This is a genomic window from Spirochaetales bacterium (assembly GCA_016930085.1).
Taxonomy (GTDB): domain Bacteria; phylum Spirochaetota; class Spirochaetia; order SZUA-6; family JAFGRV01; genus JAFGHO01.
In genome coordinates this window covers 42,102-60,151 of the sequence record JAFGHO010000100.1, presented here as the reverse complement: position 1 = coordinate 60,151, position 18,050 = coordinate 42,102, and the positions used below count along the sequence as shown (strand labels likewise).

At 48.8% G+C, this 18,050-nt stretch carries 13 protein-coding genes; 4 read left to right on the top strand and 9 right to left on the bottom strand.

The features are described from left to right. Window positions 1-23 precede the first annotated feature (23 nt). Entirely contained in the window at window positions 24-2,270 is a 2,247-nt protein-coding gene (locus JW881_17215; protein MBN1699263.1) for a hypothetical protein, read from the bottom strand. A 25-nt stretch (window positions 2,271-2,295) separates the two neighbouring features. Continuing rightward, a complete protein-coding gene (locus tag JW881_17210) occupies window positions 2,296-2,439 on the bottom strand; it encodes a hypothetical protein (protein ID MBN1699262.1) in 144 nt (47 codons plus the stop codon). A 210-nt stretch (window positions 2,440-2,649) separates the two neighbouring features. Between JW881_17210 and JW881_17205 the strand changes: the two genes are divergently transcribed. Continuing rightward, window positions 2,650-5,697 carry a CHAT domain-containing protein gene (locus tag JW881_17205; protein ID MBN1699261.1) on the top strand — a complete coding sequence of 1,016 codons (3,048 nt, stop codon included), beginning with the start codon at window positions 2,650-2,652 and terminating at the stop codon, window positions 5,695-5,697. Between the two features lie 24 nt (window positions 5,698-5,721). Here JW881_17205 and JW881_17200 read toward each other — a convergent pair whose 3' ends face one another. The 4 genes from JW881_17200 to JW881_17185 all read right to left on the bottom strand — a co-directional run bounded on the left by JW881_17200 (window position 5,722) and on the right by JW881_17185 (window position 10,378). Then, window positions 5,722-6,372, bottom strand: coding sequence for a zf-HC2 domain-containing protein (locus JW881_17200; protein MBN1699260.1), 651 nt, complete (start codon window positions 6,370-6,372; stop codon window positions 5,722-5,724). A 69-nt stretch (window positions 6,373-6,441) separates the two neighbouring features. Next, a complete protein-coding gene (locus JW881_17195; protein MBN1699259.1) occupies window positions 6,442-7,116 on the bottom strand; it encodes a hypothetical protein in 675 nt (224 codons plus the stop codon). Window positions 7,117-7,290: 174 nt separating this feature from the next. Next, the gene (locus JW881_17190) at window positions 7,291-9,048 is read right to left on the bottom strand and encodes a S8/S53 family peptidase (protein MBN1699258.1); all 1,758 of its coding nucleotides are present in this window, start codon (window positions 9,046-9,048) and stop codon (window positions 7,291-7,293) included. Window positions 9,049-9,499: 451 nt separating this feature from the next. After that, window positions 9,500-10,378 (bottom strand): DUF2817 domain-containing protein, encoded by an 879-nt coding sequence (locus JW881_17185; GenBank protein MBN1699257.1) that lies wholly within the window; start codon window positions 10,376-10,378, stop codon window positions 9,500-9,502. Window positions 10,379-10,457: 79 nt separating this feature from the next. On the opposite strand from JW881_17185, the gene JW881_17180 reads away from it, so the two are divergent. The 3 genes from JW881_17180 to JW881_17170 all read left to right on the top strand — a co-directional run bounded on the left by JW881_17180 (window position 10,458) and on the right by JW881_17170 (window position 12,386). Beyond that, window positions 10,458-10,721 (top strand): hypothetical protein, encoded by a 264-nt coding sequence (locus JW881_17180; GenBank protein ID MBN1699256.1) that lies wholly within the window; start codon window positions 10,458-10,460, stop codon window positions 10,719-10,721. Between the two features lie 66 nt (window positions 10,722-10,787). Continuing rightward, complete coding sequence (gene arfB / locus JW881_17175) at window positions 10,788-11,216, top strand: aminoacyl-tRNA hydrolase (protein MBN1699255.1); 429 nt, start codon at window positions 10,788-10,790, stop codon at window positions 11,214-11,216. Between the two features lie 102 nt (window positions 11,217-11,318). Beyond that, entirely contained in the window at window positions 11,319-12,386 is a 1,068-nt protein-coding gene (locus JW881_17170) for an STAS domain-containing protein (protein ID MBN1699254.1), read from the top strand. Between the two features lie 224 nt (window positions 12,387-12,610). Here JW881_17170 and JW881_17165 read toward each other — a convergent pair whose 3' ends face one another. The 3 genes from JW881_17165 to JW881_17155 all read right to left on the bottom strand — a co-directional run bounded on the left by JW881_17165 (window position 12,611) and on the right by JW881_17155 (window position 17,782). After that, complete coding sequence (locus tag JW881_17165; protein ID MBN1699253.1) at window positions 12,611-14,035, bottom strand: glycoside hydrolase family 11 protein; 1,425 nt, start codon at window positions 14,033-14,035, stop codon at window positions 12,611-12,613. Between the two features lie 552 nt (window positions 14,036-14,587). After that, window positions 14,588-15,958, bottom strand: a complete 1,371-nt coding sequence (locus JW881_17160; protein ID MBN1699252.1) for a glycoside hydrolase family 11 protein — start codon at window positions 15,956-15,958, stop codon at window positions 14,588-14,590. Window positions 15,959-16,378: 420 nt separating this feature from the next. Continuing rightward, the gene (locus JW881_17155) at window positions 16,379-17,782 is read right to left on the bottom strand and encodes a hypothetical protein (protein ID MBN1699251.1); all 1,404 of its coding nucleotides are present in this window, start codon (window positions 17,780-17,782) and stop codon (window positions 16,379-16,381) included. Window positions 17,783-18,050: the final 268 nt, after the last annotated feature.

The window sequence follows — 18,050 nt, the reverse complement described above, 5'->3', positions numbered from 1 at the left end:
TCGGCGGACTCATATTCGCCGTGTCATTCGAGCAGACAGAATCCCACATGTGCATTGCTGTAATTGCCGTACATATGATTGTTTCTGATCGTTCTGTCCCATACATGGATAGTAACGACATATCCGCATGACGGCGTCGCGTTCGTATTAATGGAATATGATTGATTGATGACGCCCGGCGCAGCCAGTACCGGATAGGTGCCGGAGGCCGGCGATATCACGGGCGGATTACTGTAGGGCGTGATCGCGAGCGTATAACGCCAGAAGTGTTTATCCCAAGCGGTAAAGGTCCCGTCTATCGGGTTCCCTGCAAAAAACTGGCTGCATGCCCCGGCGTTCAGGGTCACATCGGCCGTCGGCCTTGTATTGTCGATCATCACCTTGACGATATTGCTTTCGGTATACGTTCCGTCCGACGGGTCGTATACGACGATTTTGATTCGATAGAGACCTTCGCCGTCGATTGCAGTTGCCGATATCCACTGTCCCAGGACATTACCTTCGACGAACTTCTGTGTCGGCATATAGATATCTTCTTCATAGGTGTACCAGCCGCTCGCCGCTACCTGGTCTTTATGGTACATGGTCCATAAAACGCCGTTCCACTCGCTGATCCATATCCTGAATTTATTTTCAAGGGTCCGCCAGGTTCCGAGGCCCTCCTTGCAGTACTGTACCTTGTACTTCAGCTTTTTCGCTTCCGTAGGATTGTTCGGCGGATTGGAAATATGTCCGCAGATCGCTATCGTTCCGCCGAACGGACTTTCCTTCGCATTGTAGCCGCCGTAAACGCTCGGCCCGTTGGCATACCCCGAACCGATTGTCGAGGGGATAACGGAATGGAGATTACCGGAAATGCTTTCGACAGCCATTCCACCGACGACACTGATAAACGGCACACGGTCGCCCCCGCTGTATGTTCCGGGTTTGAGTTGGATATTCCGCTCCACACGATTTCCCCACACCGGCGTATAGTCGGGATTGGTCGGTGAAGGCGGGGTTCCCCATGACAAAATTCCCCGTACCTTCAGGACGACGGGATTCGAACAGGTATCCTTCAGATCGTTGAGGTTTGCCGGCATGCGTAAGGCATAATAAAGTCCGTCCGCCGGTATGGAACCGATATCATGGACATTTACCGCGGCAGTCCCGACATAGTACCACCTGCACATTCCCTCTATCTGATCCCGGATATATATCCAGAACGCCACATATTCCATACTGCCTTTACTGCAAAGGTCCCCGCTATAACCGTAAGGAAGCTTTACCGTTACCTGTGCCGCAAGTTCATCCAGATCGTAATTCAGCCCGACGCTGTTGAGTTGTTCATACCGCGTATTCGAACTGTCGATAATGTAATTATCATAGGTAATGCTCAATTCCTTGAGGTCTTCAGAGGTGCCTTTGATCTTCTGACTGATCTCGCTGAATCCGAACCGTAGTTCCGAAACGTCCTTGTTCCGGTAAATGAGTTTTAGTTCCTGTGGATCGAGCGCGATTTTTTCAAGTAAATCGGAAGATTCGTATTGCAGTATATACGGGTTTTTCACGATTTCGTCGGCCATAAAGATTTCTTCTTTGGCGACAAGGAGAGGTTTTGGTGCGATCTGTACCCATTTTTCAAGCGCATTTCCCCATACCGGAATATAATCCGGATTTCCGGGTGTCGGGATATCCTGCCATGAAAGCACGGCTTTTACCCTGACAAGCCGCGGCGTTTCGCAATACCATTTATTCGGATCGATTGTGAGGTACGCCGAATAGGTAAGCGGTTTCGTCACTGAAAGACAGAGTGTCTGTGTATTGGGGATATCATGGACATTCACCTGCGAAAATCCCACATCCTCATCCGCATCATTGTAATCACCGTCCGCGTTCCAGTCGACAAAAAACCTCACATACTCGTAGGATCCAGGACTGCAAAGGTCGCCCATATATCCATAGGGAAGCTTCACATCGATAAAAGCTTCAAGCATATCCTGTTCCGGGTAAAGACCGAATGTCGCCAATTGTTCATACTTGGTATTGTACTTCATATAAACCACGGGAAAAAACTTCGATTTTTCTATGGTCCCGAAATAATTAGGATTTTCATCGATCAATTGAACGAACTCCGTCCGCTCTTTTTCGAGCCTTACTTCCCTGACTACCTCCGGATTGATAACGATACTGTCCTTGATCGTATCGAGTTTCTCCTGGGCAGACATCGTAAGGACCGTCATGATGACGAAAACCGCCGTCAATGTAAACTGACATAGTTTTTTTACCATACATTATTCCTTTCTTGAATTAAATTCATGCGGTATACCACAGTGATTCGATAACAAGTTCCCTGTCATGGACAAGTTCCTTGTAACAATCATAAAGAATAAAGAACGGCCGGCACCGTTTTATCACAAAGCTTTTAAAAAAAATCCCGTATCCCGTCGCTTTTCTCATCTTACGGGCGAAACACTGCCTTGACGATTTTGAATCGGTACCGTAAGATGACGGACAGGTAATGTAATTACCTGTACTCTTCATGACAGCGGACAATACAGGCGCATGTGGAGAACATAGACGGGTCTGTACCGTATATTCTTACCGTATGACGCTGCATATATCGATGTACCAGGCAGGCGCAACAAATGCCGGAAAAAGGACTGCACCATGATATCGGATAACAGGAACAGAAATAATTCCGATCCCCGGCCGCCTCACGGCGGAGAACCGGTTGAGGAGGCGGCGGTACGCCTGAAAGAAACGATCTTCCGGTGCTGGGAGACGGACAAAGACCGTGCACTCGGATATTATGAGGAGCTTTTACGGATGTATCCGGCTGATCATATCATTGAACGTAACGACAGCGTCGATAACGATCATGTTGTCAACCTGGCGGAAAAAATCGTGAATGAACCCGGTTTTTTTTCAAAAGAAATCGAGGACGCCGATACGGCCGCCGGTATTGTCGCTTACCTTAAGGAACGCGTCGATTCATTCAGATGGAAGGACATCGCTGCGTCGATCGACTACGCAAAGGCGATCATCAGGATCGGTGAAAAACGGCATGACAAGGACCAGGAAGCGCTCGGTCTCATGGCAATGGGCGATTCGATCGCGATAAGCGGAGACCGGCTTGAAGAAGCCTGGGACCTTCAGACACGGAGCGCGCGGCTTTTTCTCAAAAACGGCAATGTCCTGGGCTGGGCCCGTACCACAATCGGCAGGACGGGAATATGCATCGAACGGCATTGCGTGGATGAAACCCTCGACGAAGCCGAAACCGCCCTCGACATCTTCAAGCGCTACGATCAAACGGATTTTTACGTCCGTCTTTCGATTAATATGATGCGGCTGTTGAATGAAATCGGTAAATTCGACAGAGTCATAACCCTTTTTCAACAAGCCCTTCCAGCCGCAAAAAAGCTTGGGGAAAAAGGGAAGCAGCATATCCTGCTTCTCCACAACAATATCGGTATTACCCACTGGCAGCGGGGTGAGTTTCACCTCACCCTGGAAAACCTCTTCAAGGCGAAAGCGGTGGCCGAGGAACTTGGGAAAAAGGAAAGCGTCAACATCATCCTCGGCAATATCGCCTATCTGGAAAACTTTCGCGGTAATTACAAGGAGGCGTTGCGGCTTGCCGGCGAATGTCTTTCCGGTATGGACAATAAAAACACGCTTTACGGTTTGAGGACGAAACGAATAATGGCCGAATGTTATGTGAACCTCAACAGGGACAAGGAAGCCGCCCGGCTGGCGAAAGAGATTATTAACGATCTCGAAGATCCCGGAAAACGGAACAATATCGATCTGGCACACGCGCTTCTCACCAGGGGAACGGCTGAAACGAAGATAGGATTACTCAATGAAGCAATGACAAGCTTCACCGAGGCAAAGGATTGCTTTCTGGGGCTGCAGAGCGAGACATGGGCATTGTACACCGATCTGCTCAGGGGCAAGGTAATGATCATGCAGGGAGATTACCGCGGTGCCCACGGCATCGCAAAAGAATCGTCTTCCTTTTTCAGGAAGCACTCGCAACGGATCAACCTTGCCAGGTCCCTACTCCTTGAAGCGGAAAGCCTTCTGGGGATGAAGCGTTACGGGGAAAGCCTTTCTGTGGGGAAAGAACTTCTCGAATCGCTCCATCCTTCCGATATCTTCAGTATCTATTATAATACCAATCTTCTCATGGCCCGCGCGGAAGAGGGACTCGGTCATATCGCCAAAAGCGAACGTTATTACGAAAACGCGATAGAAACAATCGAGAACCTTCAACAGCACCTGACAATAACGATACGGCCCGAGTTTCTTGAAGACAAATGCGAAGGCATCCACGCCCTGCTGCGGCTGCTTCTCCAAAAAAACGATATAAAAAAGGCTTTTGAAACGGTCGAACGGCTAAAAACAATGACAATTCTGGGGTACCTTTCGAACCGGGAACGGTTGTACTGGTCCGATTCGGACCGGCAATCCAGGGAACTTGTCGCCGGACTCACCTCACTTCGACATGATTACCTCTGTCTTTACCGGCTTTATCACGAGCGTCCCTTTTCTGAAAAAGACGATCCGTCACCGGATATCGGGCTTCTTGAAACGAGAATACGCTCATGTGAACGGGACATGCATTCGATCATAGAAAAGCTTTACCTCCTTAACGCGGGAAAAAACAGGTATATCCCCGGTTCCCGGCCGGATCCGGAAATCATCGGAAACGCCCTGCCCGATAACGCCACACTGATCGAATATTACACCGACGGGGAGACCCTGTGGGCGTTTACGATTCGGCGCCGCGCCCGCCGGGTACATCGTCTGGACCGATCACTCTCCGGGGTTGCCGCATTACTCGAAAGCTATTATGACAATATCAATTTTGCCCTTCAGGAAGGTCCCCGCTCACCCTCGATACCCGGACTCACTCATCCGGCCGTTAAACTCGGGAAAGAGCTTTTTGAAGCACTGATCGCACCCATTGTCGGTTCAGGTGAAACCGGCAGCCGGCTCCTGATCGTTCCATTCGGATTGCTTCATTATGTTCCTTATAATACCCTGCATGACGGCGAACGTTTCCTGATCGAAACACATGAAATATCGCTTCTCCCTTCCGCGGGAATGCTCACACGGCCCGTTTTCTCCAAAAAACCGGGCGCCGTCATACTGGCGCACACGGATGCCGGAACCCTCCCCGGCACGCTTATCGAAGCCGAAGAAATTACGAAGATAATCCCCGGGAAGGTGTATTCCGAAAAAGATGCAACGAAAGACCGCCTCGAATCTGCATCGGTACAAATCCTGCACATAGCGGCACACGGTCGTCATCGCATCGATGAACCCGGACTTTCATATATACGGCTGGAAGACGGGCATCTCTATACGGAAGATATGCTCCAGAAAGATCTGGATTATGAACTTGTGACACTCAGCGCCTGTGAGACAGGGAAAGCGGTAGTAAAAAAAAGCGAAGAAATGATCGGCCTGATACGGGGTGTATTGTTTGCGGGCGCCCAATCGATTGTGGTAAGCATGTGGCGCATTAGCGATGAGATGACGATTCCGCTGATGAGGTCATTTTACCGTTCGCTTGCGGACGGCCATTCCAAGACTTCGGCATTAAGCCGCGCCCAGCGGGAGTTGATTGCATCCCGGCCCGGCCTTCATCCCGCATTCTGGGGCGCATTCCACCTCATCGGTCATACCGGCCCCCTTACCCGGTAAAAAGAAAGGCGTTCGGAAAGCGGTCTATCGATTGAAATCAAGCTTAAACGATAAAAGCGTCCCCCCCTGATGAGAAACACGGATCAGACCGGGCGCCAACTCCCTGAGAACGCATCTGAATGCACAGAGATTGTCTATCCGGACGACCGTCTTTATTTTCTTGTTTTGCCATACCTCGATCAAACCATCCGCGACGACCGGCATCAAGGATTCGGGTACGATAAATTGTCCGTTGATTATATAAAAGGAATTTTCTTTTCGGATCCGGTACAAGAGTTCCACTTTGACGGTATCGGTACAGGCAATAGAAACCTTTCTATACCGGGAAGGGTATTCCGTAGTTCCCCGTACAGCCGAGACCCCGTCTTCATCCATATACGTTACCGCGTTCCTTTCAAACGGAATAATGTTGCCCGCTTCTCCGTGTTTTTGTATATTTCCCTTTTCTTTCTGAAAATCCAGCTGAAAATCAATTTCACAAAACTCTTCCAGATATTGAAGCTCTTCACGGCAATGGGGGCACGAACGCAGGTGGGCATCAATCTCTTTTTTTCGTTCATCCGATACAAACCCCAGCCGGTAATCGCCGAGCTCAAACGAACCGGGACAATCAAAACGGTAAAGACTCGCAGTCAATTTCTTTTGAACGTCATTAATACCGTCCGAATCTGCCATTATACGTTTCCCTTTGCTTTTCCATTAATAATAAATGATACCATCATACTGTTTGTCACACCCTCCTCCTCAATTGTTAATCGCTTCAAGCAACTGCAGGAGTTGTTCATCTTTTTGTAGTTGCCGCTTTATTCGCTGTTGATTCACCCGCACATCGTCGGGGACTTTCCATTTTTCGGGATACTCCCTGGCGATGTGTCGCGGTTTCATATTATAGACGAAAATAAGCCGGGAAAGGAGTATATCGTCCGGATTGCATAAAACCGTCCTTACCCGCGCCCAGATATCCTTTGCGATGACCTGCCGTTCATAATCGGTTTCCCCACTCAACGAGGACACATCCTCGATGTTCATCGCCGAACGTTTGTTTTTCCTCCAATACGACATAATGACCGTGTGGATACACTTGCGCCAGTATGAGAGAAGCGCGCCGATTGACGTAAAATTGGTAAAGGGATACCGGCGCAGCGAGAAAATGAAATTACTCATACTGTCAAAAACAACTTCATCCTTATCCATGAAATTCTCATCGAAATACTTGTGTTTCTTTACCCAATGACTTATCAGGGGTCTGTAAATCGCGTAGACGGCCGCAATCGCTTCATCACAATTTTCCTCAAAAAAACGGCGGAATAATTCAAAACAAAAACGGGTCGTATGTTCCTCTCCCTTGTGGAATTTTCGCGTCTGTTCCCCACATTTTTTCTTTAGTTCTGTAATGCTTATTTCATTTTGAAGATTCATGTGTTGTCAATCTACCGGAAATTTATTCTTGATTATACGAACACCACACTTTCATGGTTTTGTCAAGCAGGCATTCACCTGTTTCATCTGTCTTGATCGCAAATAATTGTGATACATTTTCAAAATCATCGGATACACCGCCGTGAATAACGGCGGTGTATCCGCCTCACCGGTTTATATTCCCTGCTTTACCGGAACGACATAATATCCTGTCGATGTGTCGCAGGAAATCCTGACCGTATTCCTGGCGTCCGATATCGTCATACCGCCGGAGAGTAGCGATGCCATTACCCCGGAAACAATACCGGTGGCAAACGAACTTCCCGCCCACAGCGCCCATCCGGAATCATTTGAAACGGAAGACCCGGTATACGGATTAGTTATATAGATGCCGAGGGGGCCGTCTTTTGTTTTTCCCGTTGAAACGTCGACTTCACCGCCAAACGCCAGGAAGCCGTCCGGACCGGGATCGTTCGAGAAATCGGAAATAATGCCGCTTCCGGTCGCGGAACCGACACTCATGACGCCGGGAAACCTTGCCGGATATCCGGCCTCATAATGACACCATCCCTCACTGTCGTTTCCTGCGGCCGATATAATGACTCCGTTTACGCGTCCGATCAACGCGACAAAGCGGGAAAGCAGAACGAGATACAACTCCGGATCGGGACACGCACGGATCATATCCACGACCCTGTCGTCACCAGGTTCATACTTCTCACTCTTTCCACCGGGAAACCGCACCTTTGTCGTCAGACTCGTATTGACGATAAAGGGTTTGTCCCCTTTCCTGTTTCCGGCGACTTCCGAAAGGCCCCAGATAAGGGAATCGAGGGTTCCTGTTCCATACCCGTTCATGACCTCAATGATGTGGAGGTTTGCCCCGGAAGAAAGAAGGCCGACGAGACCCGCGATAAAAATGCCATGATCCGAGAGGTTTTTGTTTCCGTACTTCTCATTCCGGTAGGAACCAAAATCCGGATCACCGTTATTGTAGTACCGGATCGAGTGCTTTGTTCCCATCGCATCCATCATATTCGTGAAAACGGGATTCGTTGATTCGTACCGTCCGTACGCCTTGTTGAGTTGACGTGAGGAGGGAACAGTGTCGAGGATATAGACATCGACAGATTGCCCGATCTCCGGTTTTTCCACCGCGATACGTTCCGTAACGACACCCGGAAAGGCTTCCCGCTGATAATACGTTTCTTTACCGTATGACGAATACATCGAATAATCATGTTCCTCCACTGACGTGCCGGGCTCGACGGGAAGCCCTCCCGGTCCGCCGGTGATCATGCCCATCATGTTCTGAGTCACCATTATCCAGTTGACCGACAACGCATCGAGTTTATACACACGACGGGATTCCGTCACCACTTCATACGGACCGCCGCATGTCATCCCCGCGGCCAAGACCATCAAACCCGTATCGAGTAAAACACCGCCGATATCGGTCTGTGATGAATCGACAGAGATGGCGGCGAATGATGTATAGCCGTCCCCGTTTCCGATTGTATAAAACTGCTCGGCGGTGACGGTCAACCGGCAGAATAATTCTTTCCTGTATCGATCGAGCAATTCGATCGATTTTGCTATATCATTTCCGAGTCCCGGGTTGTCGTCTTTTCGAATTATCCTGTCAAGGTAGCGGTATAATGTCCTGTAATCATAGGCGAGAAAAAATGTTCTCAAAGCCCCGGAAAGCTCTGCCAGATCTTCACCGTTTTTAACATCCACATCATCATCGTGGGTCAATTCGACGAGAATATCCTCCGTAAAACAGCGGACACCGACATCGGATTGTCCGATATCGATAACGTCCGGTTTCACGTTCGGTACGGATTGGCCGAAGGCCGCCGTCATGCCGAGTATGAAAAGCAGAATGATTCCCGGGAACAATATTCCGTTTTTAAATGGTCTGCGTTTCATGGTTACCTCCTCTTTACGTTAAATAATGATAATTAATACGCACGGATTAATTATTTTCATCTTGTTACAATGAATGTCACGACAGCAGGTATTGTCACATTGCCGTTTATCGCCGGACACACCATTCGCCCCCTTCCCGCCGGTACGGGTTTCGTGAGGTGAAAGGCGTTCTCGATGCGCCGAGAAACGGATAATATTACATTTGATTTTTAATACATCACGATATTCTTTTTTATTATACCATCATACCCGATATATATCGAACTGCCATGCTTGTTGTATTATATATCCCACACCGACTTATTAATCCATTTTTTTCATTATTTTTTTTACGACAGGCGGGTTTCGAATGCCGAGTGTTCGAGGAAAACAAATTGTTACACGCCCCGATATCCGGCTTATCCGGAAAGATAGAAAAGTATGTCTATGCCGTATCGAAGCGGCCGTATTATTACCGGTATCGATCGATAAAAAACTTCATCACTTCGACATGAACCGCGATCCTGTGCCTGAACTGCTTGTATAACGATGTCTCCATCGTAAAACTGTGTGCCGTTCCGTTCATGTTGAAATAACGGGCGATCGTCGAGCGGTTTCTCCATCTCGTGGGCGTCATACTCGTGAATCCGGATGGAATACTGACCACGCCGCCGGGTATGTACCGCGTACCGCTTCTTATTTGTTCAGCGACCGCATAACCGTCTTCTTTCAGGTACCTCATCAGTTCCCGTGATGTCTCCGAATCCTCATATCCGTAGGCGTAGATAAATGCCCCGCCTGCATGCGCTTCATGGTGATCGATAACAAGTTCATATTCGTGCCGTGCGCCGAATTCACTCACAATACGCGCCTCTTTGGTGAGAAAATTGACAAAATCTCTGTTGATATCATATCCGTTGGCGTTCTGACGGATATTATGCACCCAGCCCCAGGGGTTGACCATGGGAATGGCATATATGGCGATATCCTCAAAGAGTTCGGGATGAGTTCCAATATAGCCAAAAAATGAAATGATCGCCTCCGGGCCGGCCGTTTCGTTTCCATGGGCCCCGCTGATAAAAAGTACGTATTTTTCAGGTGTTCTTTCTGGCGTATGGATGAGTGCCATTACCCGATACTCGACGCCGTCATAGGTAACACTCCCTATCTGTTCCTTCGAGATACTGCTGCCCTTGATCGAGTGTACCCTCTTTAAAAAATCCTGATAATTTCTCTGTTGCTTGAACGCGGCGCTGCCCTTCCATCCGTCCACACGGTAGGATGCATCGCTTTGCCCCCACAACGGGGCAACGACTATCATAAGGGAAAGAAGAAGTATCGTTTTTTTCATATCTGTTTACTCCTTCCTCATCATTGACGATGAATGCAGCCGAAATGTTCACTTCACCGGAAATCAAGTGTTTTCGGCAATGCTCTCTATAACTAATATAATAAAGGAAGTAAAACTGGACAACCTGCCGTCTCCATGCCTGTCCGGCATCCGTCTTGTCGATCGCCCGGAACCACCGGGAAGGCCCGGCATCCATAACAGCGAGATCGGGAATACCGGCGGCCGCCACGTTTCCCGGATTGCTTTTCAAAGAGACCGCTATGGTGTATATTGTATCAATGCATGGAGACCGGAATCCGGGCCTGCCGAAATAACAGGAAGCCGGCGGTTATCGGAGAAGTAAGTGGAACGGAAAGAGGATAACATCTTTTACCGATGCGGCCGTCACTACTTGTTATAGGAGAAGAAATTGGAACAAAAAGCCCTGGAAGATTGTGTGACGGAAACAATAACCTTCACGTTTTCCCGTTCGGGCGGCCCTGGTGGACAGAATGTCAATAAACTGAATACCCGGGTAACCTCCCGTCTTAAAATAGGAGAACTTTCGATACTATCGGAAACCGAAAAGGAACGAATCCGCCGCCGTCTGAAAAACCGTATCACACGGGACGATTGCCTCGTCATTCATGTGCAGGAGCAGAGAAGTCAGGCGCAGAACAGGGAACGGGCAATACAAAGGATGATCGTCCTTATTACGAATGCATTGAAAAAGAAAAGAAACAGGATTGCCACACAGCCGACCGCGGAATCGAGAAAAAAAAGGCTGTACGGTAAAAAGAAGAGAGGGATGATAAAAAAACAGCGAAAAATCGTGCTCAACGAGGAGAGGGAGATATGACATCGGTTTTGTTATTAATAATTTACTTGGATTTTCTTGATGACTATGATATAATGGATTCATCAAGGGAAACAGAAGAAACGTAATACAAGGGAATTAAAAATGAAAACGCCAAGTCAACCGGTGATGAAAATATGTGAAAAAGATCCGTCAATTACCATTATAGAGACTGTCGAAGATCTTGATCTCTATTCTGCCGTAAAATTGAAAGAATACTTCACTAATTTATGTTCTTCCGGATGGTCAAGGTTTATCATCGATCTTTCAAATACAAAATATGTCGATTCGAGCGGTCTCGGCGCCCTGATCCATATGTATACGAGTACGAAAAACGACAATAAATTCGTCATTCAGTTTACGAATATTTCAGAATCAATCTACAAAGTTATCAAACTGACACGGCTTGAAGGCATGTTTCACATTTCATCCGATGTGGAAACCGCCGTCAAGGAAATTCATAAATTACAGCCCGGTAAACATCTCATGCCGCCGCATTCAGGCGCCCAGACGCCAGCCGGCAAAGTCAGTGATGTCGAAGAGGTCGGCGATATAAAGATAGTGCCGAGTGAAAAAGAAAAAGAACAAATAAAGGATGAAGAGAGGAAAAGTGACACAAAAAAGGAAGATGGCCGGACAAAAGAAATAAAAAGAAAAGATCAGCTTATTATCAATGAACACCACAGCCTCTTCAATAAGGAAGGACTCAAATACATGTTCATCCAGCTTCTCAACCTGGAAAAAATACGAAAAGCGAGTGCGACCATCGTTCTTGAAGCGCGTGGAGAGATACCTGAAATAAATATGCTGGAATACCAGATATACCAGATTCTTTATAACGCATATAAACATGGAAATAAAGGGAAAATGTGGAAATCAATAAAGGTCTGGCATTATATTTCTCCGGTGTACGCCCATCTGATCGTTCAGGATGAAGGAAAAGGGTTTAAAAAACTCGAAGAATGGAATGAATATTACCGGCAAAGGATGTCGTGTATAAAAAACAAGGATTTTTCCAAATTAAAGAAATACCTCTCGTTTAAAACCGATAAAAGCACGATCGGCGATAAAGGCGTTTCCCTGTTGTCCGCCATTGAATACTGGAACGGCGGTATCGTCTTCAATAACAAAAGAAACACGGTTGCCGTGAAACGTATTTTCCCGTCATTATAAAATAAAAAGACGGTTTTCCCCTCCGTGCGGTCTTCCCACAGACAATCACTTTAATCAACCTCGGGTGTTATAAATAAATACAATTGTCGTACATCGCCAATGGAGTGAATCGGAAGGAGGCAACGTTCACTCCCGGATGGTGTACCCGGAAGTACTCAAAAAAAAGCCGCCCGAAAAATCCGGGCGGCCAATCATACTCGTTATAAACGTAAGGCATTCATGCCTTAGCGTACTTCAAAGTGAGCCCAGCTGTAACTTGCTCTGTAATAGATATAGTAATTGCCGTTTATTTTTGCAGGAAGATTGGAAGCACCGGCATATTTATTGGTGAACGCGACACCATTGACTTCAAGAAGATCGAGGTTCCATGAGTTGATGTAATTGCCGACTGAACTCGTTATCCAGCAGAATTCGCCTGCCCCGTTTTGAGTAAAAGGAACCGATATAGTCGTTCCATTGCTGCATGTTGCGCCGCTTCCGCCGCCGCTGCTCGGAGGATTCGTTGCCGTACTGCCGCCGGTTGAGGTGGTCGATGTCGAACTTCCGCCACCGCCGCCGGATACCGTCTGTCCTGCGCTCCGGCATGTGCTTTCCGCGATACAGCTCATATTGCTTTCCCAGCCCCAGCCGCTCGACGTATTACAGCAGATCGGGTATTCCCTGCCGTACCAGTTACAGGTTCCGCAGCCGAGCGCACCGCCGCTTCCGCCGGATGAAGGCGGATTCGTCTGGGCCGGAGGCGATGTCGGATTCGGGGTCGGTGCCGCCGTCGCGACGGAAGATGTCGTGCCGCCGCCGCCGGATACCGTCTGTCCCGCTCCTTCACACGCGGCTCTGGAAATACAACTCATATTGCTTTCCCAGCCCCAGCCGCTCGATGTATTGCAGCAAAGCGGATATTCGGTGCCGTACCAGATACAGGTACCGCAGCCGAGTGCGCCTCCGCTTCCGCCGGATGAAGGCGGATTCGTCTGGGCCGGAGGATTCGTCTGTGCCGGCGGGTTCGTCGCTGCCGTTGAGGTCGTACTCGAGCTGCTGCCGCCGCCGCTGCCGACGGTGACATCGGCGCTTCCGCTGCTGCCGCCCCACCCTTCGACCGCTACCACCTGGTAGTTCTGGCTGCCGATCGTCTGACCCAGACTTCTCCAGCCTTCAAGATGCTGGCCGAAATTGACGCTGTTTCCGCCGCCGCCCGAGCAAAAGTACTGTGTAAAGGTCGCGGTACCCTCGATTGAAGGCTGGTTTACCCGTTGTGCCGTATTCAGGGTGTATGTGGTTCCGTCCGCCGAATATGTGCCGACTCTGGAACCCCCGCTTCTGGGGATGTAATATTCGACGAGCGGGTTCTGCATCCACCCGTAGACGCCGAAATACTGTGAACCGCTTGCGCTGCCCGACCACGTTATCGTTCTCGTGGATCCGGTACTCCAGCCTTTACCGACGACGAAATTCCCGCAATTACTCCAGGTTACCTTGAAATGGCCTCCTCCCAGCAATTGCATGGATACCGACCCGCCGCCATCGGTCCAGAAGGTATACCACATACCGTCGGTGCCGGTTTGATTCGAGGTAATCGTCGTCTGGGCGGTCGCCGTAAATACGGTCAAGCACAGCAACGTTACCATAACAAAAAACGTATTTAGTTTCATATAATACTCCTTTCAGTTTTTTTTTTACCTTAAAAATGTTAAAATACTTTTTGTAATAATGCTTTTTTTTTATTCACCTCCTCTTTCTTGATATTGACTAAAATTGAGTAAAACCTTTCTCTGCCGTTAACAACAACTCAAAAAAAGGTTCGCGATATCTTATAACATTGTTTCGAAGTACCTTCTATTGCCGGTATCCCGGGCAACAATCCTATCACTTTTTCTATTTACTCGTCTTTTTATGTATCCCAATCATAATTGCTAACGGAAAAGAATAAAATAATTATATCTCCTTAATCTGATATAGGCCATATGTCCTAGGTTATTTTAATTCCGCACTATGGACCGTCCCCCAAATATGCCATTAACACCAGCATACGATACCGTGGAAAACCTGTCTGAAAAAGAGATGAGTTTCTATATGGAATGAAATGTACGGCTGTTTAATGTATAACGGCGGCCGGTCCGGTGATGTTTTTTTTAAGCTAAAACAAAAAGGCTGCCCGGAATCGATCCGGACAGCCATCAATGACTTCACAAAGATACGTGCTGTTACTTTGCCTCAAAATGGCTCCAGGAATAATCACCCTTGTAGACAATGTAGTAATTACCATCAATCTTTGCCGGCAAACTGGAACCGCTGGCCCATTTGTTCTTGAAATCAACACCGTTGACCGTAAGCGTGGTCATGTTCCATGAACTGATGTAGTTGATGTTCGATGACGTCGAGAAGCAGAAATTACCCGCGCCGTCCTGAGTAAAAGGAACCGATTTCGAAGTAGCCGGACTGCATGAGCTGCCGCTGCTCGAAGAAGTCGAGGTCGTCGTTGTCGTATTCGGGGGGTTCGTTACCGTCGGAGGATTCGTCACTGTCGGGGGATTTGTCGGGTCGGGAGTTGTTGAACTATTGTTGTTGAATTCGATATACCCGTTACAGTGGAGCCACTCGCTGTTCGAACCGCCGCATGAACCGTTCTGGTAAACACCGGTATTGGTGCTCTGATTTTCCGCCTGATACGTCGTGCCGTTAACCGTGATATAGTCGACCTGGATATCGAGATCGCCGCTGTCATTGGTAAAAGCGACCTGTACCGTTCCCGTGCCGTTCGCACCGTAATTCTGGTAACTCGTTGAGACGGTATACGTGGCGACAGTGCTGCCGTTCACCCTGATTTCCATTCTCTCGGATCCGACCACACCCCTGGCGCGAACGATGATGTTCCCGCTGGCGGTTGATGTCGTCGTGTTCGGGGCCGGAGTTGTAGAGGTCGACGTCGTGGTGGTGGAAGAGCTCCCGCTTCCGACCGTAACATCGGCGCTACCGCTGCTGCCGCCCCATCCTTCGACCGCCACTACCTGGTAGTTTTGGCTGCCGACTCCCATTCCGAGGCTTCTCCATCCGGCACAGTGCTGGCCGAAATTGACGCTTCGTCCGCCGCCGCCTGAGCAAAAGTACTGTTCAAAGGTTCTGTCACCTTCAATTGAAGGACAGTTTGTACGCGTATTGGTATACAAGGTGTATGTGGTCCCGTCAGCGGAATATGTGCCCCTGTTGGTGCCGCCGCTTCTCGGGATATAATATTCAACGAGTGGGTTCTGCATCCAGCCGTAGACGCCAAAATACTGGGCGCCGCTTGCGCTGCCCGACCAGGTGATCGTTCTGCTTTCCGAGCCGGTACTCCAGCCTTTACCGACGACGAAATTTCCACAATTGCTCCAGTTCACCTTGAAATGGCCTCCGCCGAGTAACTGCATGGATACCGACCCGCCGCCATCGGTCCAGAATGTATACCACATTCCGTCGGTGCCGGTTGAATTAGAGGTAATCGTCGTTTGGGCCGTTGCCGTAAACACTCCGGTGAAACACAAAATCATTCCCAAAACCAACATCGTATTTAATTTCTTTGAAAATAAATTAATCATATTATTCTCCTTCATTTGGTTTATCTTTTACTTTATTGGTTTAACTGGCTTTTTATAATAATGATTAATTCGTCCGCCACCTCCTTTTTTCTCAAAAATAAAAAGACACTCTATGGCCTTTCCCTGCCATTGACAACGGCTCCGGAAAGGTTCCTTAGATTTCTCAAAGAAATCGTTTTCACCCACCTTCGTTCACCATTACCCGTCGCAATTAAATTTTTACTTTATTTATTACTTTATGGCGTGTTTCTATATATAAGATACTAGCTCATGATTAAAAATGGTATAAATTTTTTCATAAATTTATGCCTTTTGTCAAATAAACGCCGCCGCAGAACGCGGCGGCGCATTTTGTTCGGTGTCAATTCGTCAACCGTGATGCAGCGGATTACTCCGCGGGACGGCCGGCCCATTGCCGTATTACAGGCCGAGCGCCTGGATCATCGCCTGTGCGTAGCGTTTACCGAATTCGACCTGCGAATCATGTCCGAAGTGGAGCTGCCACTGCGTATCCGAGGGGTCCACGACGAGACCGCTCGCCGAAATCACCTTGCAGTTCGTAATAATGTTGGGAAGCTGATTGATGAGGGTATTATGCCCGGAACAGCTTCCGCTGTAGAGAAGCTCGCCCGCCAGGAACGGAATATTTCCCAACCCCAGGTCCGCTTTGAGGTCATCAACGAGTTGTTTCACCTTGTTTGGCCAATCACTCTGGCCGTTATTCGACTCGCCCTGGTGGAAGAGGATACCGTCGATGGTCGCTCCCGCCTGCTGTGCCGCCTTCGCGCGATTGATGATCCAGCTGTATTTGGAGCCGCCGTTCTTCATAAAGGTCTCGATCTTCTCTCCGCTGATGGCGCACGGGACGAGTCTGATGGTATCGTTCGACGGATACCTGCTTATAATGGTCTTCGAGAACCAGTCACCAGGGCCTATCGCTCCCTGATAGCACTCGTGGAGGGGCGGAACGGCTACCCGCCAGACGCCTTCCTGGCTGCCGGTCGCCGAGCAGCTGTCGTATCCAAGCACAAGAATACGTGAATTCTGCTGTTTATCCGACGCCTGAGCCGTTGGATATCCCGCCATATTGGATTGACCGAGCAGGAGGAATGCATGGGAATTCCCGCCGCCGCTCGAGGAGGTCGTCGTCGTGCTTCCCGGCGGATTCGTCGGAACCGGCGTCCCTCCGCTGGTATTGAATTCGATATATCCGTCACAGTGAAGCCATTCGCTGTATGATCCGCCGCAGGCGCCATCCACATAAACGGCGGTATTGGTCGCCTGGTCTTCAGCCTGATATGTCGTCCCATTGATAACGACATAGTCGACCTGAATATCCATCCCGTTTTCAAGCTGATCGTCATTCGTAAACGCGACCCTGACCGTTCCCGTGCCATTTGCGCTGTAGTCAGCGTAACTCGTCGACATGGTGTATGAGGCGACGGTCGTTCCGTTTACCAGGATTTCAAGGTTTTCACCGCCCATCGTCCCTCGCGCCCGGACCGTGATAGTGCCTCCTGTGACGCTTGTCGTTGTCGTTGTTCCCGGGACCGGCGTACTCGAGCACGGAAAGCTCGATATAAGGCCCACATAATACTGCGCGATTAAGAGCGCGTCCACGACATTTACGCCATCGGTACAGTTCACGTCCGCCTCACCCGCGTAATAATTCGAAGGGTTCAATCCAACATACGCCTGAGCGACGAGGAGGGCGTCGACAATGTCGATACCGCCGCTATGGTTCGTGTCGCCCAGCGAATAAGACTGGCCGAACACCGCGCACGGTGCGAGGATCACCATCAAAACCAATAAACTTTTTTCCATAATTGCATCCTTTCTCCTTAGATTATATTTTTTATATATTTCCATTCCCGCCCGAGACAAAAAGCAATAAAAACAACCGGTAAAAGCCGTTCTCCGAATACGGCGGTATGTATTTTATACGGTATATATTACCATCATCTACTTCCTGTTCCTATAAATACATAGTAAAACAATCATAATATGTATTACTTGCAAAATTGAGCATAAAAAATTATAATTCCGGAACAAGTGAAAACCGTTTTCTTTATGCAAGCATCCCGTGCCCGTC